We start from the raw sequence: 19,397 nt of genomic DNA on the forward strand, positions 1-19,397 counted from the left end.
ATCAGGACGACGGTCGCCACCACGCTGATGAGCAGCGAGCCGAGGCATCCGATCCGGTTGCTGAAGAAAAACATGCTTCCCCGGTACCCCGATCCGCCCGGACCGCCGCCTACAGCACCGGCAGATTCTTCCGCAGCTCGAACGCCGTCACCTCGGACCGGTACTCCTCCCACTCCTGCCGCTTGTTGCGCAGGAAGAAGTCGAAGACGTGTTCGCCGAGGGTCTCGGCGACGAGGTCGCTGCCTTCCATGAGGGTCAGGGCCTCGCCGAGGTTCTGCGGGAGGGGCTCGATGCCCATCGCCCGGCGCTCGGCGTTGGACAGCGCCCAGACGTCGTCCTCGGCGCCCGGCGGCAGCTCGTAACCCTCCTCGATGCCCTTCAGGCCGGCGGCCAGCAGGACGGCGTACGTCAGGTACGGGTTGGCGCCGGAGTCGATGGAGCGGACCTCTACGCGGGCCGAGCCCGTCTTGCCGGGCTTGTACATCGGGACGCGGACCAGGGCGCTGCGGTTGTTGTGGCCCCAGCAGATGTAGGAGGGGGCCTCGCCGCCGGCACCCGCCGTTCGCTCGGAGCCGCCCCAGATGCGCTTGTAGGAGTTCACCCACTGGTTGGTGACCGCCGAGATCTCCGCCGCGTGCTTGAGCAGGCCGGCGATGAAGGAACGGCCGACCTTGGAGAGCTGGTACTCCGCGCCGGACTCGTAGAAGGCGTTGCGGTCGCCCTCGAAGAGGGAGAGGTGGGTGTGCATGCCGCTGCCGGGGTGCTCGGAGAAAGGCTTCGGCATGAAGGTCGCCTGCACCCCCTGCTCCAGCGCCACCTGCTTCATGACCAGGCGGAACGTCATGATGTTGTCGGCCGTGGAGAGCGCGTCGGCGTAGCGCAGGTCGATCTCCTGCTGGCCGGGGGCGCCCTCGTGGTGGGAGAACTCCACCGAGATGCCCATCGACTCCAGCATGGTGATCGCCTGGCGGCGGAAGTCCATGCCGACGTTGGTCGGGGTGTGGTCGAAGTACCCGGAGTTGTCGGCGGGGGTCGGGCGGGAACCGTCGAGGGGGCGGTCCTTCAGGAGGAAGAACTCGATCTCCGGGTGGGTGTAGAAGGTGAAGCCCAGGTCGGAGGTGCGGGCCAGGGCGCGCTTGAGGACGTAGCGCGGGTCGGCGAAGGACGGGGAGCCGTCCGGCATCAGGATGTCGCAGAACATGCGGGCGGTGCCGGGCGTCTCCGCGCGCCACGGCAGGACCTGGAAGGTGGACGGATCCGGCTTGGCGATCATGTCGGACTCGTAGACCCGGGCGAAGCCCTCGATGGCGGAGCCGTCGAAGCCGATGCCCTCGTCGAAGGCCTGCTCCAGCTCTGCGGGAGCCACGGCCACGGACTTGAGGAAGCCCAGCACGTCCGTGAACCACAGGCGTACGAACCGGATGTCGCGCTCCTCCAACGTCCGGAGCACGAACTCCTGCTGCTTGTCCATCTTCCGCTTCCCCATCCTTGCTGGTCAGGCCGCCTGTCCCCCGTACCACTGAAGGCGGTCGGGCACCTGAGCATCCCACCACAACACCATTTCATGCGCGTTGCGGGCCCCGATCGCCCGAGCGTCCTCGGCCTGAACGCCTCTCGTACGGCAGGTGTACCGCGCTCTTGTCCATCTTGCCTGCTCGGGCCGACATCCGTAATGGCCGGTCCGGTTCGCCGAGTGAGCGACACCACGTTCTTTTAATTTGCATCTCAGATGCAAGTTTTCATAGCGTGCGATCAGTCGAGTCGTGAGGAGTCCCGATGCTCTCCGAGCAGTCCGCCGCCACCGTCCGCGCCACCCTCCCCGCCGTCGGAGCCGCCATCGGCGAGATCACCGAGCGCTTCTACGCCCGGCTCTTCGCCGCCCACCCCGAGCTGCTCCGAGACCTGTTCAACCGCGGCAACCAGGCCGCCGGCACCCAGAAGCAGGCCCTCGCGGGCTCCATCGCCGCCTTCGCCACACACCTGGTGAACCACCCGGACCAGCGGCCCGACGCCCTGCTCGGCCGCATCGCGCACAAGCACGCCTCCCTCGGCGTCGCCCCCGCGCAGTACGCGGTGGTCCACGAGCACCTCTTCGCCGCCATCGCCGAGGTCCTCGGCGAGGCCGTCACGCCCGAGGTGGCGGCCGCCTGGGACGAGGTCTACTGGCTGATGGCGAACGCGCTCGTCGCCATCGAGAAGCGGCTGTACGAGGAGAGCGGCGGCCGCGGCCCGCGGGAGTGGGAGGTCGTCGAGCGGATCGAGGAGACCGCGGACGTCGCCACCTTCCGGCTGCGGCCGGTGGACGGGGGCCCGGTGGCCGGCTTCCGTGCCGGGCAGTACGTCTCCGTCCGCGTCACCCTGCCCGACGGGGCCCGGCAGATACGGCAGTACAGCCTGTCCGGAGCACCGGACGAGACGGTCCGCCAGATCAGCGTCAAGCGCGTGCACGGCGGTACGACGCCCGAAGGCGAGGTCTCGAACCACCTGCACACGCGCGTGCGGGCCGGTGACGTCCTGGAACTGTCCGAGCCGTACGGCGACCTCGTCCTGGACGCCGGCCCGGACGCCCCCCTGCTGCTCGCCTCGGCGGGCATCGGCGTGACCCCCCTGGTCGCGATGCTGGCCGATCTCGCCGGCACCGGCCACCAGGGCCCGGTCACCGTCGTCCACGGCGACCGCTCCCCCGCCGACCACGCCCTGCGCGGCGACCACGAGACGTACACCGGAAAGCTCCCCGACGCGACCGCGCACTTCTTCTACGAGCGGGACGCCGAGCCGGGCCACCGCACCGGCCTGGTCGACCTGACCGGCATCACGGTGCAGCCCGGCACGCGCGCGTACCTGTGCGGGCCGCTGCCCTTCATGCGCGCGGTCCGCGCCCAGCTGATCGAGAAGGGCGTGGCACCGGCGGACGTGCACTACGAGGTGTTCGGCCCGGACCTGTGGCTGGCACACGGCTAGAAGCGGCCGGCGCGCGGCCGGGAAGAAAGCCCCAGGCGCCGAGGCGGAGGATGCCCGCGCGGCGGGCCCCGGGGCTCTCGGCCCCGTAGGGACACGCTCCGTGCCGGTGCTCGAGGGCGGCGCGGTGACCTGCGCCGCCCTCGAGCACTCCCCGGACCTGGCAGGCCGGGGAGAACGGAGACGTCGGTCGCGGCGCCCCCGTCCTGCGGCGGGCGGGGCACGATCCAGCGGGCGCCGGCCGTCCGCCCGCGGGAACCACTGGTGCTCGACGGCGGTTTCCGGTCGGCGGTTCAGCCGTCCCCGGCCGGGCCCCGGGAGATGCCCAGCAGCAGCGGGCCGGTCGGGTCGGTGACGATGTCGGACACCGTGACCGGGTCCAGTGCCGCGAAGAACGCCTCCTGGGCCCGGCGCAGGGCACCGCGCAGCCGGCAGCCGGAGTTCAGCGGGCAAGGGGTCGCACCCTCGCAGTCCACGACGTCGCCTTCGCCCTCGAAGGTGCGGACCACCGCGCCGACCGACGCCGTACGGCCCCGTTCGGTGAGGGTCAGTCCGCCGCCCCTGCCGCGGCGGGCGTCCACCAGGCCCAGATGCCGGAGTTCGGCGACGACCTTGGCGGCGTGCGTGTAGGGCACGTCCATGTCCGCCGCGACCTGGCGGGTCGTGGGGGTGGCGGCGGCGGACACGGCGAGCCGCATCAGGACGCGCAGGGCGAGGTCGGTGGAGCGCAGCAGCCGCATACCGCGAGCGTAGGTAATACGCATCCCAGGTTCAACTTATCCAGGTCGCCGACGCTTCCCCCGTGCCACGCCGAGCGGCCCGTTTTCTGTGCCCTGTCTACGGAAGGGCCCCCTTCCCCATTACGATCAGCGAGCCCCACCCCTCCCGCCCGTCCCCTTTCCCCAGAAGGACACGCCTCATGGGTTCCGCCAAGAACAGCAGCACCGCGGCGCGCAAGGCGCGCATAGAGGAGATGCGACGCGCCGAGCATGCCCGTGAGCGCCGCAACCGGGTGCTCACCATCGCCGCGAGTGTGGTGGTCGTCGCGGGTCTCGTCGTCGGCGGTGTGGTCCTGGTGAACTCGCAGTCGGACAAGAAGGACTCGACCGCGAGCGGTGACGCCAAGAACTCCGGGGACTCCGGGCACTTCACCACCGGCAAGGACGGGGTGCGGACCTGGTCCGGCAAGCTGGCGCGCACGCACGTGACGAGCAAGGTGTCGTACCCGATGCACCCGCCGGTCGGCGGCAACCACAACCCGGTCTGGCTGAACTGCAACGGCGACGTCTACACCAAGGCGGTGCCGGACGAGAACGCGGTGCACGCGCTGGAGCACGGCGCGGTCTGGGTGACGTACACCGCCAAGGCGAAGAAGGCCGACGTCGACGCGCTCGCGGCGAAGGTGAAGAAGACGCCGTACTCGCTGATGAGCCCGTACGAGAACCAGGCCGCACCGCTGATCCTGTCCGCGTGGGGCCACCAGCTGACCGTGAAGGGCGCGAGCGACCCCGCGGTGGACAAGTTCTTCGCCACCTACGTGCAGGGCAAGCAGACGCCCGAGCCGGGCGCCTCGTGCACCGGCGGGGTCATGAAGTGAGGCGGCGGCACATCGGCTGGGCCGCGGGGGCCGCGGCGGCGGTGCTCGTCGCGGCCGGCGCGATCACGTACGCGGTCGCCGAGGACGGCGGCGGAACGGACGCGAGGACGCCGGGGGCGGAGTCCGCGGACGCCGGGTTCGCGCGGGACATGGCCGTGCACCACCAGCAGGCCGTCGAGATGTCGTACATCGTCCGGGACCGCACGAAGAACGAGGAAGTGCGGCGGCTCGCCTACGACATCGCGCAGACCCAGGCCAACCAGCGCGGCATGCTGCTGGGCTGGCTGGACCTGTGGGAGCTGCCGAAGGTGTCCGCCGAGCCGCCGATGACCTGGATGGGCATGGGCGACATGGCCGCCGGCAAGGACGGTGCGCTGATGCCGGGCATGGCGACCAATACCGAGCTGAAGAAGCTCCAGTCGCTGAGCGGGAAGCAGGCGGAGATCCTCTACCTCCAGCTGATGACGGACCATCACAAGGGCGGCGTGCACATGGCCGAGGGATGTGTCGCCAGGTGCACCGTCGGCGTGGAGAAGCGGCTCGCGCAGGGCATGGTCGAGTCACAGCAGTCGGAGATCGAGTTGATGGCCGACATGCTCGAGGAGCGCGGCGCACAACCCCGTCCGTAACACCGCCGTAAGACGGAAAGCCGCAAATCGCCCCACTCGGCGGTTACTTGAGCTTCTCTTGACTTTCACCTTCCCCTGGCATGAACGGTTCATCGAGAGAGTGGCCCCCGTCGTGTGATCCATTCGCCGGCCGACACCGCCGCGAGCCGGCGCGCACGTCCACGACGCGCCAACCACTACATGCATGCGAACCGCATCGCAGGGGGTTCTATGAGATCCAACCGCGCCACGATGCGTGCCGGTGTGAGCATGGCAGCGACACTGCCCATGATCGCCGGCGCGCTGGCGCTCGGCATACCCACGGCGCACGCCGCGGACTCCCCGGCCCGTGACGCGCTGACGGGCACCAAGCCCGCCTGGGCCACGGCCACGGCGGACAGGGGCGCGACCTCGAACAGCGCCCAGGTCAAGGCCCGCGTCTACCTGGCCGGCCGGGACCGGGCCGGACTCGCCGCCTACGCCAAGGCGGTGTCCGACCCCAGCTCGCCGCTGTACGGCAAGTACCTGAGCGCCAAGAAGGCGCAGGCCCGCTTCGGGGCCACCAAGGCCCAGGTGGCCGCCGTCACGTCCTGGCTGCGGTCGGCCGGTCTGACGGTCACCCAGGTCACCACGCACTACGTCGCCGTCTCCGGTGACGTGGCCGCCGCCGAGAAGGCCTTCGGCACCCAGCTGCACAACTTCGCGAAGGGGTCGAGGACTTACCGCGCCCCCGCGCGGACCGCGTCCGTGCCGGCCGGCCTGAAGGGCGCCGTCCTGACCGTCACCGGCCTGGACAACGCGCCGCACAAGGCGAGCCACAAGGACCAGCTGCCGCCCCCGGACGCCGTGTTCAAGAACGCCGGGCCGTTCTCCTCGTACTTCGGCTCGAACATCGCGACCACCCTGCCGGACGCGTACGGCACCAAGATCCCGTACGCGATCAAGGGCTACACCGGCAAGCAGCTGCGCGCCGCGTACGGCGCGGGCACGTACACCGGCCGCGGCGTCCGCATCGCCATCACCGACGCGTACGCCTCCCCGACCATCGCCTACGACGCGGACAAGTACGCGCTGAAGAACGGCGACGCGGCCTGGAAGAGCGGCCAGCTGCACCAGGTGCTGCCGAAGAACTACACGAAGACCGAGGAGTGCGGCGCGGCCGGCTGGTACGGCGAGGAGACCCTCGACGTCGAGGCCGTGCACGCGGTCGCGCCCGCCGCCGACGTCACCTACGTGGGCGCCTCGTCCTGCTACGACGACGACCTGCTGGACTCGCTCGGCAAGATCGTCGACAACCACCTGGCCGACATCGTCTCCAACTCCTGGGGCGACATCGAGGCCAACCAGACGCCGGACCTCGCGGCCGCCTACGACCAGGTCTTCCAGCTGGGCGCGGTGCAGGGCATCGGCTTCTACTTCTCCTCCGGCGACAACGGCGACGAGGTCGCCAACACCGGTACGAAGCAGGTCGACACCCCGGCCAACTCGGCGTGGGTGACCGCGGTCGGCGGTACCTCGCTGGCCGTCGGCAAGGGCGGCACGTACCAGTGGGAGACCGGCTGGGGCACCGAGAAGGCGACCCTGTCGGCCGACGGCAAGAGCTGGGCGGGCTTCCCCGGCGCGTTCACCTCGGGCGCGGGCGGCGGCACCAGCAGGACGGTCGCCGCGCCGTACTACCAGAAGGGCGTCGTCCCGGACTCGCTCGCCAAGGCCAACAGCGCCACCGGCAACCGCGTCGTCCCGGACATCGCGGCCATCGCCGACCCCAACACCGGCTTCCTGGTCGGCCAGACCCAGACCTTCCCGGACGGCACCGAGCAGTACAGCGAGTACCGCATCGGCGGCACCTCGCTGGCCGCACCGGTGATCGCGGCGGTCCAGGCCCTCGCCCAGGAGGCACGCGGCGGCAAGGCGCTCGGCTTCGCCAACCCGGCGATCTACGCCAAGTACGGCAAGAAGGGCGTCTTCCACGACGTCACGGACAACCCGACGGGCTCCGGCCTGGCGGTCGCCCGCGTGGACTTCGCCAACGGCTACGACGCCGCCGACGGCCTGCTGACCTCGGTCCGCAGCCTCGGCAAGGACAGCTCGCTGTCCGCGGTGAAGGGCTACGACGACGTGACGGGGGTCGGCTCGCCGGCCAACGGGTACGTGCAGTCCTTCCGGCGGTAAGCAAGCGCTGTCGTCGCTCCGCTGACGGGGCGTGGGGTGGTGGACACCTCACGCCCCGTTCGCGTCGGGGGGCCTCGAGCGCGTCACCGAAGTCGATCCGGTCGGTCGCCACGGCATGACCCTCCCCTCCCTCCGCGTCGACCTGCCGGGCTTCGCGGGTACGTACGCCCCGCCGCCGGACCCGTCACGCTCGGGAACCGCGGCGCGGCCACGGCGCGGGCCCTTGACTCACCTCGCGGAAGCACGACACTGGCCGGGAAACGAGCGGACCGACGGTTGCCTTGGCGGCTCGGGCAGGTGGACCAAGCCGTACGGGGGTGCCGTGGGTATCGAGCTGGAGCTGCGGGTCAGGCAGGCCTCTCGGAACAAGGGGCGCCGGGACACCGTCGTCCGCCGTTCCCATGCGCACGGTGACGCCCTCGCCCGGGCCCTGGACGGGGTGAGCCACGGGCGGCTCGCGCAGGTCGATCCCTACCGGGACACCCGGTTCACCGAGCAGGACGCCCAGGCCGCCCTTCCCGAGGTGGCCGCCCTCCTGCGGGAGCGCACGCTCCCGTCCGAGCAGGCCGCCCTCCTCGACCTCGCCGCGATGCTGGAGGTCTGCGTGACCACGCCGGGGAGTTCTCTGTGGTTCATCGGTGACTGAAGAACCGTCCGGCACATGGTGCCTGGGCTACCTCGGACGTGGTGGGCCGCCTGGATCCGGGCCTGACCAGCGGGGCGGGCCGACCCCCCGGCCAGACCTGGGCCGGCCCGCTGACCAGCCCCCCGGACCAGCCCGCCGCCGCCCCTCAGTGGTGCAGCGCGCCCGATCCCTCCGCCTCCGGCTCCGGGACGTGGGAGGTGATCACTCGGCCCGCTGACGGCGTCTCCCGGCGGCGGTCCACCGCGTACGCCACGGCTGCCACACCCAGGCCCAGGACGGCCAGGGCCGCGCCCGCGAGTGCGGGGGACGTCACGCCGAAGCCCGCCGCGAGGGCCAGGCCGCCGATCCAGGCGCCGCCGGCGTTCGCCAGGTTGAAGGCCGCCTGGTTGGCGGAGGAGGCGAGGGAGGGGGCCGTCGCGGCCTTCTCCATGACCATCAGCTGGAGCGGGGAGCCGGTGATGAAGGCCGCCGTGCCGAGGAGGGTCACGGCGACGGCCGAGCTCCACTCGGCGCGCATCAGCAGCGGGAAGAGCAGGAGTACCGCCGCCAAGGAGACCAGGCCGCCGAAGAGCGTGCCGCGCAGGGAGTGGTCCGCGAGGCGGCCGCCCAGCAGGTTACCGGCGGTGGCGCCGACGCCGAAGAGCGCGAGGAGCAGCGTCACGTCGGTCTCGGCGAAGCCGGCGGAGTCCGTCAGCATCGGGGTGACGTAGCTGTAGGCCGCGAAGAGCGCGCCGAAGCCCGCCACCGTCGTACCGAGGGCCAGCCAGACCGGCAGGGACTTCAGGGCGGCGAGTTCGCCGCGCAGGCCGGTCGCGGAGGCGTGGGTGTGGTCGTGCGGGATCAGCAGGGCCAGCGCGGCTATCGCCGCCAGGCCGATCACGCTCACGCCGAGGAAGGTGGCCCGCCAGCCGAGGTGCTGGCCCATCAGCGTGGCGGCGGGGACGCCCGCGATGTTGGCGACCGTCAGGCCGAGGAACATCAGGGACACCGAGCGGGCCTTGCGCTCCGGCGGGACCATGTTCGTGGCGACGACCGCGCCGACGCCGAAGAAGGCGCCGTGCGGCAGGCCGCTGACGAAGCGGGCGGCCAGGAGGGAGCCGTTGCCGGGGGCGAGCGCGGAGAGCGCGTTGCCCGCGACGAACAGGGCCATCAGGGCGATGAGGACCGTGCGGCGGGACATGCGGGCCGTCACGGCGGCCAGCAGCGGGGCGCCGATGACGACGCCCAGCGCGTACGCCGAGACCAGGTGCCCGGCGGCGGGGATGGAGATGTGCAGATCGTCCGCGACGTCGGGCAGCAGGCCCATCATCACGAACTCGGTGGTACCGATGCCGAAGGCACCCACGGCAAGGGCGAGCAGGGCCAGGGGCATGAAGGGACCTTTCAGAGCGGAGTGCCGTACAGGTGCGAGTCTCGCAGTATGTTCCCGGACGGAACAAACGCTCTCAGGTCCAGTATTCCAGCGGGTTAAGAGCCTGTGTCGAGCTTCACACGGGCCGCCACCGGCAGATGGTCGCTGTCGGTGCGCGGAAGCGTCCAGGAACTCTGCGGCTCGACGCCCTTGACCATGATCTGGTCGATCCGCGCCATCGGGAACGACGCCGGCCAGCTGAACCCGAAGCCGCTGCCCGCCGCGCCCTGTGTGGAGCGCATCTGGGCGGTGACGGCGTTGAGCGAGCGGTCGTTCATCGTGCCGTTGAGGTCGCCGAGGAGAATCACCCGCTGGACGGTCTCGTCGGCGATCGCCTCACCGAGCGCGTCGGCGCTCTTGTCACGCTGCCGGGCCGTGAACCCGGCCTCCATCTTCACCCGCACCGAGGGCAGGTGCGCCACGTAGACCGCGACCGGGCCCCGCGGGGTGGCCACGGTGGCACGCATCGCGCGCTTCCAGCCGAGCTTGATGTCGACGGCCCTGACACCGCTCATCGGGTACGTGCTCCACAGGCCGACCGTGCCGACGACCGCGTGGTACTTGTACGTCCGCGAAAGCGCCTTCTCGTAGACGGGGACGGCGGAGGCGGGCAGTTCCTCGAGGGCCAGTACGTCGGCGCCGGACGCGGCCACGTCGGTGGCGGTCGCGGCCGGGTCGGGGTTGTCGGCGTTGACGTTGTGGGTGGCCACCACCAGGTCGCCGCCGCTGCCCGACTTGTCGGTGAGCAGCCCGCCGAAGAGGTTCAGCCAGACGATCGCCGGGAGCAGGAGCGTGATCAGGGCGGTCGCCGACTTCCGGATCAGGGCGAGGACCATCAGCACCGGGATGGCCACGCCCAGCCAGGGCAGGAAGGTCTCGGTGAGACTGCCGAGGTTGCCCACCCGGTTGGGGATGCGGGAGTGCACCAGCATCACCAGGGCGAGCAGCAGGCCCAGGGCGGCGAGGACCATGCCGCGGCGCCAGACCCGCCCGTCGCCGCGCCAGCCGTCGAGGAGGCGGTGCGCCAGGCGCCGAAGCCGGGAAGCCGGTCGCTCGGGCTCCGAGCCGCCGTTGTCCGTCTCCGTCATGTACGCCTGCTGCGCCATACCGTCTGCCTCACTGCCTGCCGTGCACACCGTTCGTCCCCCTGCTCTTCCGACCCTAGGGGATGATCGGCTCCGATCCGCCGTCCCATGACGGCCGTACGGAAGACGAGGACGAACGGAGCGGGACCGGGGTTCCTGTTACCCCCGGGAGCAGCGAGGTCTGTGACGAAACGCGCACATTGGTGCTATGCGGCCGTCGAGCTGACGGGTCGTAGGCCTTCGAGGACCGTGTCGACGATCTGCTCCGCCAGATCCTCGGGCAGATCGGCGTCGGGGCGCATGATGGTGCGGACGAGGATCGGCCCGACGAACAGGTCGTTGGCCAGTTCAACGTCGATGTCCGGCCGGAGTTCGCCGTTGCGCTGCCCGCGGCGCAGCACTTCGAGTCCGAGGTTGCGCCGGGGCATTATGACGTTTTCGTGGTAGGCCGCCCAGATCTTGGGACTGCTCTTCATCTGGGCGTGGGCGCTGTGCAGCAGCGCCGAGGAGCGGTTGGCCAGCCCTCGTTGCCGCAGGGACTCCAGGAGGGCGACGAGGTCGTCGCGCACGGAGGTGCCGGGGAGTACGGGGTCGGGGGGTTCGGCGGCGCGTACGACGTCGACGAACAGTTCCTCCTTGCCGCTCCAGCGGCGGTAGATGGTGGCCTTGCCGACCCCGGCCGTGCGCGCGACCCGCTCGATGGACAGCTCGGCAAGGGGCACGCCCTCCTCCAGGAGCTTCATCACGCCTTCCAGGATGGCGCGTTCCACGGCTTCACTGCGCGGCCGGCCCCGCGCGGGCCCGTCCGGTCGCGGCCGGCTGTCGGCAAGGCTCACGGCACTCCGTCCTCTCACTGTGCTGCGGGGATTGTCCCGCAGCGGCCTCCTTCCCCCGTGGAGTTCCGGTCGAATCTCAGTCCGTGGCGCCGACCAACTCGTGTTCCTCCCTGCCCTTCTGACCGGCCGGCGGCTTGCCCGGCAGGAAGACGGCGACCACCACGGCGCCGATCAGCGCGACGCCCGTACCGCACAGGGCGGTGACGTGCATGGCGTGCAGGAACGCGTCGTGGGCGGGGGTGACCAGGGCCTTGCCCTGCGGGCCGAGCTTGTCGGCGATGCCGAGGGTGGCCTCGATGGACTCGGCGGCGGTGTCGCGCAGGCCGGGCGGCAGCGAGCCGAGCTCGCCCTCGATGCCGTTGCGGTACGCGGTGGAGAGCACCGAGCCGAGGACGGCGATGCCGAGGGCGCCACCGACCTGGCGGAAGGTGTTGCTGAGCGCCGAGGCGGAGCCGGCCTTCTCGCGCGGCAGGGCCTGCATGATGACGACGGAGGTCGGCGTCATGATGTGCGCCATGCCGGTGCCCATGAGGAAGAAGACCACCTCCAGCAGCCAGATCGGCGTGTCGGCCTCGAAGCCGGCGAACGCGGCCAGCGTCGCCGCGATCAGCACCAGGCCCCCGGTGGTCGTGGCCTTGTTGCCGAACCGATCGACGACGAGCCGGGCGCGCGGCGCGAAGATCAGCTGGGCGACGGCGAGCGGCAGCATCAGCACACCGGACTCCAGCGGGGAGTAGCCCCGCACGCTCTGGGTGTAGAAGACGCCGAAGAAGGTGACGCCCATCAGCGCGAAGAAGACCAGCGCGATGGCTCCCATGGCGGCCGAGAAGACCTTGTTCCTGAAGTAGGTGACGTCCAGCGACGGGTGGTCGCTGCGCTTTTCGAAGACGATGAAGACGGCCAGCACGACGAGACCGGCGATGACGGTCGCCAGCACCTTGGCGTCGGTGAAGTCGGCCAGCTCGCCGCCCTTGATGATGCCGTAGACCAGCAGCACCAGGCCGACGACGGACAGGACCACGCCGATGGGGTCCAGCCGGCCGGGGTTCGGGTCGCGGGAGTCGGGCACCAGCCAGACCATCAGGGCGAGCGCGACGATCACGATCGGCACGTTGATGAGGAAGACCGAGCCCCACCAGAAGTGGTCGAGGAGCGCGCCGCCGGTGATCGGGCCGATGGCGATGGCGAGGCCGACGCCGCCGGCCCAGATGCCGATGGCCTTGGGCTGCTCCTCGCGCTCGAAGACGTTCATCAGCACGGCCAGGGTGGCGGGCATGACGAAGGCGGCACCGAGGGCCATCAGAGCGCGGTAGGCGATCAGCTGGCCCGGGGAGCCGGACTCGGCGGCGAGCGCGGAGCCGATGCCGAACACGGCGATGCCGCCGAGCAGCACCTTCTTGCGGCCGAGGCGGTCGCCGACCAGGCCGGCGGTGAACAGCAGGCCGGCGAAGACGAGGGTGTAGGCGTTGATCGCCCACTCGATCTCGCTCTGGGTGGCGCCGAGGCCGGTCGGCGCCGGGGTGGAGATGGTCTTGATGGCGACGTTCAGGATCGAGTTGTCGAGCACCACGATCAGCAGGCTCAGCATCAACACGCCGAGGATCGCCCAGCGGCGCCGGTGCACGGCTTCCGGTATCCGGGGGGCAGGGGCGGGACTTGTCATGTGTTCGAGCCTAAGGTCATTTCGATACGGAACCGTCTCGTATCGAATTTCTTTACCAAGGCCTTACACGTGTTCGAGTCAGGGCCGTGGGCGGCATTCGGCCACGGATGGGGATCACAGGGGGTCCCCCTGGCCGTGACTGGCACGAGGTGCCACCATGGAGACGATCCGGGGACGCCGTGAGGGCGCCTCGAGATGACTGAAGGAGCCGTTGCCATGACGCAGCTTTCGGCTGCCCAGAACAAGCCTTCCGACGGCAGCAAGGCGCTGTACGGGGGGAAGGGCACCCGCCGCATCACCGTCCGCGACATCGCCCTCGCCAAGGAGCGGGGCGAGAAGTGGCCCATGCTCACCGCCTACGACGCGATGACCGCGTCCGTCTTCGACGAGTCCGGCATCCCGGTGATCCTCGTCGGCGACTCGGCGGGCAACTGTCACCTCGGGTACGAGACCACCGTGCCCGTCACCCTCGACGAGATGACGATGCTGTCGGCGGCCGTCGTCCGCGGTACGAACCGCGCCCTCATCGTCGGCGACCTGCCCTTCGGCTCCTACCAGGAGGGTCCGGTGCAGGCGCTGCGCTCGGCGACCCGGCTGGTGAAGGAGGCCGGGGTCGGCGCGGTCAAGCTGGAGGGCGGCGAGCGCTCGCACGAGCAGATCCGGCTGCTGGTCGAGTCCGGCATCCCGGTGATGGCCCACATCGGCCTGACCCCGCAGTCCGTCAACGCGATGGGCTACCGCGTGCAGGGGCGGGGCGAGGAGGCGGCGCAGCAGCTGCTGCGCGACGCGAAGGCCGTGCAGGACGCGGGTGCGTTCGCGGTCGTGCTGGAGCTGGTCCCGGCGGAGCTGGCGGCCGAGGTGACGCGAGTGCTGCACATCCCGACCGTCGGCATCGGTGCCGGGCCCGAGACGGACGCGCAGGTGCTGGTGTGGACCGACATGCTGGGGCTGACGTCCGGGCGGGTGCCGAAGTTCGTCAAGAAGTACGCCGACCTGCGTGAGGTCATGGGCAACGCGGTGAAGGAGTTCGCGGAGGACGTCGTCGGCGGGACCTTCCCGCTGGAGGAGCACTCCGTCCACTAGACCAATCCGGAAACACCGGGCAGCCCGCCGATCATCCCCCGTCGGCGGGCTGCCGCCTTTTGCGCCTGGGCCGGCGCCGCTCTCGCGAAGGTGGTGCGCGCCGCTCGTGGTTCCTCGATCGATGGTTGCGGTGCTCGTCGGGGACGTGTCGGTGGTGTCGGCGGTACGTCGGCCGGTGTCGGTCGGCTGTCGGTGGTTTGTCGGTGGGCCCTGGCACTGTCCTCCTCATGACACGCATCGACGACAACCCCGCCGGCGGAGGCCACGCCGTGACCGTACGGGGGCTGGTCAAGCACTACGGCGAGACCAAGGCGCTGGACGGTGTCGACCTGGATGTGCGCGAGGGCACCGTGATGGGTGTGCTCGGGCCGAACGGCGCCGGCAAGACCACCCTCGTACGGATCCTGTCCACCCTGATCACCCCGGACGCCGGGCAGGCCGTCGTGGCCGGCTACGACGTCGTACGGCAGCCCCGCCAGCTGCGCCGGGCCATAGGGCTCACCGGCCAGTACGCCTCGGTGGACGAGAAGCTGCCGGGCTGGGAGAACCTGTACATGATCGGGCGGCTGCTGGACCTGTCCCGCAAGGACGCCCGCGCCCGGGCCGACGAGCTGCTGGAGCGGTTCTCCCTCACCGAGGCGGCGAGGCGCCCGGCGGGCACCTACTCCGGCGGTATGCGGCGGCGGCTGGACCTCGCCGCCTCGATGATCGGCCGGCCTGCCGTCCTCTACCTGGACGAGCCGACGACCGGTCTTGACCCCCGTACCCGCAACGAGGTGTGGGACGAGGTGAAGGCGATGGTCGGGGAGGGCGTCACCGTGCTGCTCACCACCCAGTACATGGAGGAGGCCGAGCAGCTCGCCTCCGAGCTGACCGTCGTGGACCGCGGCAAGGTCATCGCGAACGGCGGCATCGAGGAGCTGAAGGCCCGCGTCGGCGGACGCGCGCTGCGGGTGCGGCCGGTGGATCCGCTGCAACTGCGGCCGCTCGCCGACATGCTGGACGAGCTGGGCATCACCGGGCTCGCGGCCACCACCGTGGACACCGAGACGGGGACGCTGCTGGTACCGATCCTCAGCGACGAGCAGCTGACCGCCGTGGTCGGCGCGGTCACCGCGCGCGGCATCACCATCTCCTCCATCACCACCGAACTGCCCAGCCTGGACGAGGTGTTCCTGTCCCTCACCGGCCACCGTGCCAGTGCCCCGCAGGACACCACGGCCGCCGACACCCGCGAGGAGGTCGCCGTATGAGCGCCACGACCGTGACTTCGACCGACGTCCGCATCCCGCTGCGCGGGCATCTGCGGCACACCGGGGCGCTCATCCGGCGCAATCTGCTGTGGATCCGCCAGGACCCCGAGTCGATGTTCGACGCGATCCTGTTCCCGGTGATCTTCACTCTGCTGTTCGTGTACGTCTTCGGCGGCTCGATCGGCAAGGCCATGGGCGGCGGCCAGGACGAGTACGTGCAGTACATCGTGCCCGGCCTGATGGCCATGATGGGCATGAACATGGCCCAGGGGGTGGGCACCGGCTTCAACCAGGACTTCAACTCCGGTGTCATGGACCGCTTCCGCTCCCTGCCCATCGGCCGGGGCTCCGTGCTCTTCGCGAAGATCGCGGTGGAGCTGATGCGGATGCTGTTCGCGACCGTGGTGCTGATGGTGGTCGCCGTCCTCGTGGGGTACGACATCAAGCACTGGAGCGGTCTGCTGGTCTCCGTGGGGCTGTCGGCGGTGTTCGGCTCGGCGCTGATGTGGGTGTTCCTCACGCTCGGCGTGATGATGAAGAGCGCGCAGTCCGTGCAGGCCATGGGCTTCCTGGTGCTGATGCCGCTGCAGTTCGGCTCGTCGATCTTCGCGCCGACCGCCTCGATGCCGGGCTGGCTGCAGAGCTTCACCGACTACAACCCGCTCTCCGCGCTGGCCGACACCGCCCGCGGCCTGATGGAGGGCGGCCCGGTCGCGCACGACCTGTGGGTGACGCTGATCTGGTCGGTGGGGCTCACCGCGGTGATGGCACCGGTGGCGATCCACAAGTTCCGTACCAAGTCCTGACGTTCACCGAGGGTCAGACCAGGGCGGTGGCCTCCGCGAGGGAGAGGCCACCGCCCTCCGCGTACGCGGCCTCGTACCCGGGGCCGTCGAGCGTCTCCCGGATCCGGGCCTCGGCCATGTCGTACGTCCGGCGCTCGATGCCGGAGGGGACATGGCCGGGCGGCAGCAGGGCGACGGAGGCGGCCAGGCAGCGGGCGGCGTCGGCGACGCGGCCGTCGGCGCGGGCGAGGGCCGTCGCGGCGACGGTGAGGCAGATCGAGTTCAGGTGTGGGGTGATGGCCTCGGTCAGCGGGTCGGTGGCGAGCCGCAGCGCCTTGCGCACCCGGGCCAGCGCTTCCTCGGTCCGGTCGTCGAGAGCGTCCACCCAGGCCTCCTGGCAGAGGATCACGGCGTCGAAGACGACGAAGTGGGCGATCTGGAACTCCTCGCGGAGCAGCCCGAGTTGCCGGCGCGCCTCGGCGGTGCGGCCGGTCAGTCCCAGCAAGCCGGCAAGGAAGAGCCGGGCGGCGGGCATCGCCTCGTTGAGGGTGCCGTCCTGGCTGGCGATGACGTCACGGAGCAGCCGCTCGCCACGTTCGGTCTCACCCGCCTCGATGTACACGCTGCCGAGGCGGGCGCGGAGCACGGCCACCTGGGCGCGGGCGCCGAGGCGTTCGGCGTGCTCGATGGCGTCCCGGTAGTCGGCGGCGGCCGCACGGTAGGCGCCCTTGCGTTCGCGGGCCTCACCGCGGGCGGACAGGGCCTCGGCGGTGCCCCAGTCGTCGCCGAGGCTGCGGTAGATCTCCAGCGACTCGTCCGCGTCACGGCCGGCGTCGCCGGCCCAGGCGGTGCGGTTGGAGAGGAGGTTGGCGCGCAGCCGCAGGGCGCCGGCCAGCTCCCACGCGTAGCCGGGGGTGTCCCGGCACGTCTGCACGGTGGCGTCGATGATGGTGTGCAGCCGGTCCACACCGGTGGTCAGCATCTCGGCGAAGAACCACAGCATGCCCGGGGCGCGGCAGGTCTGCGGCATGCCGGGCTCGTAGACCTGGGTGATGGCCCGGAGCTTGGCCTGTGCCTGGGGCGTCTGCCAGGCCTCCAGCTCGGTCTCCATGACGGCGAGATGGCCCAGGTGGACGCCGCGCCGGGCCTCGAGCAGCACCTCGCCGGTGTACGGGGGCGGGGTGTCGGTCACGCGCTGCCACACCGGTTGGGCGCGGCGGACCGGTTCGGTGAACGGGTCGGGGCCGAGCGCCATGACCTCCTGGCACCAGGTGCGGATCTCGATGCGCTGGTCGCGCATCTGCCAGTACCACTGCAGGGACAGCACCAGGCACAGCGCCTCCTGTTCGTCGCGCAGGGCGACGGCGTGCCGGAGGGCGGTGCGCAGGTTCTCGTACTCCAGCTGGATCCGGTCGATGGCGGTGCGCTGTTCGGGGCCGCGCAGCAGTGGGTCGCTGGTGCGGGCGAGTTCGCGGTAGTAGGCGAGGTGGGCGCGTTCGGCCTCGGTGCGGCATCCGGCCTCGCCGAGCCGTTCGGCGGCGTACTCGGCGACGGTCTCCAGCAGCCGGTAGCGCATCCCGCCCTCGGCCGCGGGCGCGGCCACCACCAGGGACTTGTCGACCAGGGAGCCGAGCGCCTCCAGGGCGACCGGGCCGCACACGGCCTCGGCGGCGGCCAGGTCGCAGCCGCCGGCGAAGACCGACAGACGGGTCAGGACGTCGCGTTCGTCCTCGTCCAGCAGGTCCCAGGACCAGTCCACGACGGCTCTGAGGGTCTGCTGGCGGGGCAGCAGGGTGCGGCTGCCGGAGGTGAGCAGCCGGAAGCGGTCGTCGAGCCGGTCCGCTATCTGGCGCGGGGTCAGCATGCGGAAGCGGGCCGCCGCGAGTTCGATGGCGAGGGGCAGTCCGTCGAGCCGCCGGCAGATCTCGGCGCAGGCCTCGGGATCGTCCTCGACCCGGAACCCGGGCCGGGCCGCCGCGCCCCGCTCGGCGAGCAGCCGCAGCGCGACGGGTTCGGGCAGCGGCTCCACCGGCCGTACCAGCTCGCCGGGGACCCCGAGGGGTTCCCGGCTGGTGGCGAGGACGGTCAGCTCCGGGCAGCGGGCCAGCAGCCGCTCGGCCAGCCGGGCGGCGGCCTCGACGACATGTTCGCAGTTGTCGAGGATGATCAGCATCCGGCGCCTAGCGCAGTGCTCCACGAGCCGTTCGAGGGGGTCGTCGTGCCGGTCCGCGACCGCGCGCATGCCGTCGACCCCGGCGCCGTGCAGGACGGTCTCGCGGGCGCCGATGGCGGTGAGCACGGCCTGCGGTACGGCGTCCGGGTCGTCCACGGGAGCCAGTTCGGCCAGCCACACCCCGTCCCGGACGGTGTGCCGTACCGCCTCGGCGGCCTCCTGGGACAGCCGGGTCTTCCCGGCGCCGCCGGGCCCGAGCAGGGTGACGAGACGGGCGGCCGCGAGATCGGCGCCGATGGCCTCGATGTCGGCTTCCCGGCCGATGAAGGAGGTGAGCCGGGCGGGCAGGTTGCCGGGCCGTGCGGCGGGCTGTACGTCCGGGGGCGCTTCGCTCAGCAACTCGGTGTGCAGGGCGCGCAGTTCGGGGCCGGGGTCGGAGCCGAGCCGGTCGGCGAGCAGCCGGCGCACGTCCTCGTAGCCGGCGAGCGCCTGGGCCGGGCGGCCGGCGTCGCGCAGGGCGCGCAGCCGCAGTGCCTGCAGCGGCTCGTCGAGCGGGTGGGTGTCGCACAGGGCGGTCAGCTCGGGCAGCGACTGCTCGGCCTGCCCGAGGGCGAGGGCGGCGGTGTGCCGGGCGCGCAGGGCGTCTAGGCGGCGGGTCTCCAGACGGGCCGCCTCGGCGGTGTGGCCGGGCAGGTCGGCGAGGGCGGGGCCGTGCCACAGGGCGAGGGCGTCGTCGAGGACGGCGGCGGCCTTGGCCGGGTCTGCGTCGGCGAGGGCGCGCAGTCCGTCGCCGGTGAGCCGGTCGAAGCGGGTCAGGTCGACGTCGTCGGGTGCCGCGGTGAGCCGGTAGCCGCCCTCGGCGGAGGCGACGGCGTCCGCGCCGAGGGCCCGCCGCAGCCGGCCGACGAGCGCCTGGAGCGCACCACCGGCGTCGGCGGGCGGGTCGGCGTCCCACACCTCGTCGACCAGCACGCCGACGGGGACGGTCCGGCCGGCCCGGAGCGCGAGCACGCTCAGCAGGGCACGCAGCCGCGCCCCGCCGACCGGGACGGGCGTACCGTCGGGGCGGATTGCCTGGGTGGTGCCGAGCAGCCGATAACGCACGGGGTCCATTCTCTCCGGAGCGG

At 71.4% G+C, this 19,397-nt stretch carries 15 protein-coding genes; 8 read left to right on the forward strand and 7 right to left on the reverse strand.

Annotated features, from left to right (window positions below; genetic code table 11):
* Positions 1 to 109: 109 nt before the first annotated feature.
* Positions 110 to 1,471, reverse strand: coding sequence for a type I glutamate--ammonia ligase (gene glnA, locus ACGFRF_RS33720; protein ID WP_393746540.1), 1,362 nt, complete (start codon positions 1,469 to 1,471; stop codon positions 110 to 112).
* 305 nt (positions 1,472 to 1,776) lie between these two features.
* Between glnA and ACGFRF_RS33725 the strand changes: the two genes are divergently transcribed.
* Positions 1,777 to 2,961, forward strand: a complete 1,185-nt coding sequence (locus ACGFRF_RS33725) for a globin domain-containing protein (RefSeq protein WP_393746542.1) — start codon at positions 1,777 to 1,779, stop codon at positions 2,959 to 2,961.
* Positions 2,962 to 3,251: 290 nt separating this feature from the next.
* On the opposite strand, the gene ACGFRF_RS33730 is transcribed toward ACGFRF_RS33725, so the two are convergent.
* On the reverse strand, positions 3,252 to 3,698 hold the full coding sequence (locus tag ACGFRF_RS33730) for an RrF2 family transcriptional regulator (protein WP_393746544.1): 447 nt from the start codon (positions 3,696 to 3,698) through the stop codon (positions 3,252 to 3,254).
* 179 nt (positions 3,699 to 3,877) lie between these two features.
* On the opposite strand from ACGFRF_RS33730, the gene ACGFRF_RS33735 reads away from it, so the two are divergent.
* From ACGFRF_RS33735 to ACGFRF_RS33750, 4 genes are all read left to right on the forward strand, one after another.
* Positions 3,878 to 4,555, forward strand: coding sequence for a DUF3105 domain-containing protein (locus ACGFRF_RS33735; RefSeq protein ID WP_393746546.1), 678 nt, complete (start codon positions 3,878 to 3,880; stop codon positions 4,553 to 4,555).
* Complete coding sequence (locus ACGFRF_RS33740) at positions 4,552 to 5,184, forward strand: DUF305 domain-containing protein (RefSeq protein WP_393746548.1); 633 nt, start codon at positions 4,552 to 4,554, stop codon at positions 5,182 to 5,184. Before ACGFRF_RS33735 ends, ACGFRF_RS33740 begins: the two co-directional genes overlap by 4 nt.
* A gap of 210 nt (positions 5,185 to 5,394) precedes the next feature.
* Entirely contained in the window at positions 5,395 to 7,335 is a 1,941-nt protein-coding gene (locus ACGFRF_RS33745) for a protease pro-enzyme activation domain-containing protein (protein ID WP_393746550.1), read from the forward strand.
* Positions 7,336 to 7,657: 322 nt separating this feature from the next.
* Positions 7,658 to 7,981, forward strand: a complete 324-nt coding sequence (locus ACGFRF_RS33750; RefSeq protein WP_393746552.1) for a hypothetical protein — start codon at positions 7,658 to 7,660, stop codon at positions 7,979 to 7,981.
* A 145-nt stretch (positions 7,982 to 8,126) separates the two neighbouring features.
* On the opposite strand, the gene ACGFRF_RS33755 is transcribed toward ACGFRF_RS33750, so the two are convergent.
* From ACGFRF_RS33755 to ACGFRF_RS33770, 4 genes are all read right to left on the reverse strand, one after another.
* On the reverse strand, positions 8,127 to 9,353 hold the full coding sequence (locus ACGFRF_RS33755; protein ID WP_393746554.1) for an MFS transporter: 1,227 nt from the start codon (positions 9,351 to 9,353) through the stop codon (positions 8,127 to 8,129).
* Between the two features lie 95 nt (positions 9,354 to 9,448).
* Complete coding sequence (locus ACGFRF_RS33760; RefSeq protein WP_393746661.1) at positions 9,449 to 10,363, reverse strand: endonuclease/exonuclease/phosphatase family protein; 915 nt, start codon at positions 10,361 to 10,363, stop codon at positions 9,449 to 9,451.
* A 320-nt stretch (positions 10,364 to 10,683) separates the two neighbouring features.
* Entirely contained in the window at positions 10,684 to 11,313 is a 630-nt protein-coding gene (locus tag ACGFRF_RS33765) for a TetR/AcrR family transcriptional regulator (RefSeq protein WP_393746556.1), read from the reverse strand.
* A 76-nt stretch (positions 11,314 to 11,389) separates the two neighbouring features.
* Positions 11,390 to 12,976, reverse strand: coding sequence for an MFS transporter (locus ACGFRF_RS33770; protein WP_393746558.1), 1,587 nt, complete (start codon positions 12,974 to 12,976; stop codon positions 11,390 to 11,392).
* Between the two features lie 216 nt (positions 12,977 to 13,192).
* Here ACGFRF_RS33770 and panB point away from each other — a divergent pair, with 216 nt between their 5' ends.
* The 3 genes from panB to ACGFRF_RS33785 all read left to right on the forward strand — a co-directional run bounded on the left by panB (position 13,193) and on the right by ACGFRF_RS33785 (position 16,118).
* Positions 13,193 to 14,059: a 3-methyl-2-oxobutanoate hydroxymethyltransferase gene (gene panB / locus ACGFRF_RS33775; protein WP_393746560.1), complete on the forward strand. Its 867-nt coding sequence runs from the start codon at positions 13,193 to 13,195 to the stop codon at positions 14,057 to 14,059.
* 227 nt (positions 14,060 to 14,286) lie between these two features.
* Positions 14,287 to 15,312 carry an ATP-binding cassette domain-containing protein gene (locus tag ACGFRF_RS33780; protein WP_393746562.1) on the forward strand — a complete coding sequence of 342 codons (1,026 nt, stop codon included), beginning with the start codon at positions 14,287 to 14,289 and terminating at the stop codon, positions 15,310 to 15,312.
* Positions 15,309 to 16,118 carry an ABC transporter permease gene (locus tag ACGFRF_RS33785; RefSeq protein ID WP_393746564.1) on the forward strand — a complete coding sequence of 270 codons (810 nt, stop codon included), beginning with the start codon at positions 15,309 to 15,311 and terminating at the stop codon, positions 16,116 to 16,118. Before ACGFRF_RS33780 ends, ACGFRF_RS33785 begins: the two co-directional genes overlap by 4 nt.
* Before the next feature lie 13 nt (positions 16,119 to 16,131).
* Here ACGFRF_RS33785 and ACGFRF_RS33790 read toward each other — a convergent pair whose 3' ends face one another.
* Positions 16,132 to 19,383 carry a BTAD domain-containing putative transcriptional regulator gene (locus ACGFRF_RS33790; RefSeq protein WP_393746565.1) on the reverse strand — a complete coding sequence of 1,084 codons (3,252 nt, stop codon included), beginning with the start codon at positions 19,381 to 19,383 and terminating at the stop codon, positions 16,132 to 16,134.
* Positions 19,384 to 19,397: the final 14 nt, after the last annotated feature.

The organism is Streptomyces sp. NPDC048521 (genome assembly GCF_043199855.1).
In the GTDB taxonomy this organism is placed as follows: Bacteria; Actinomycetota; Actinomycetes; order Streptomycetales; family Streptomycetaceae; genus Streptomyces.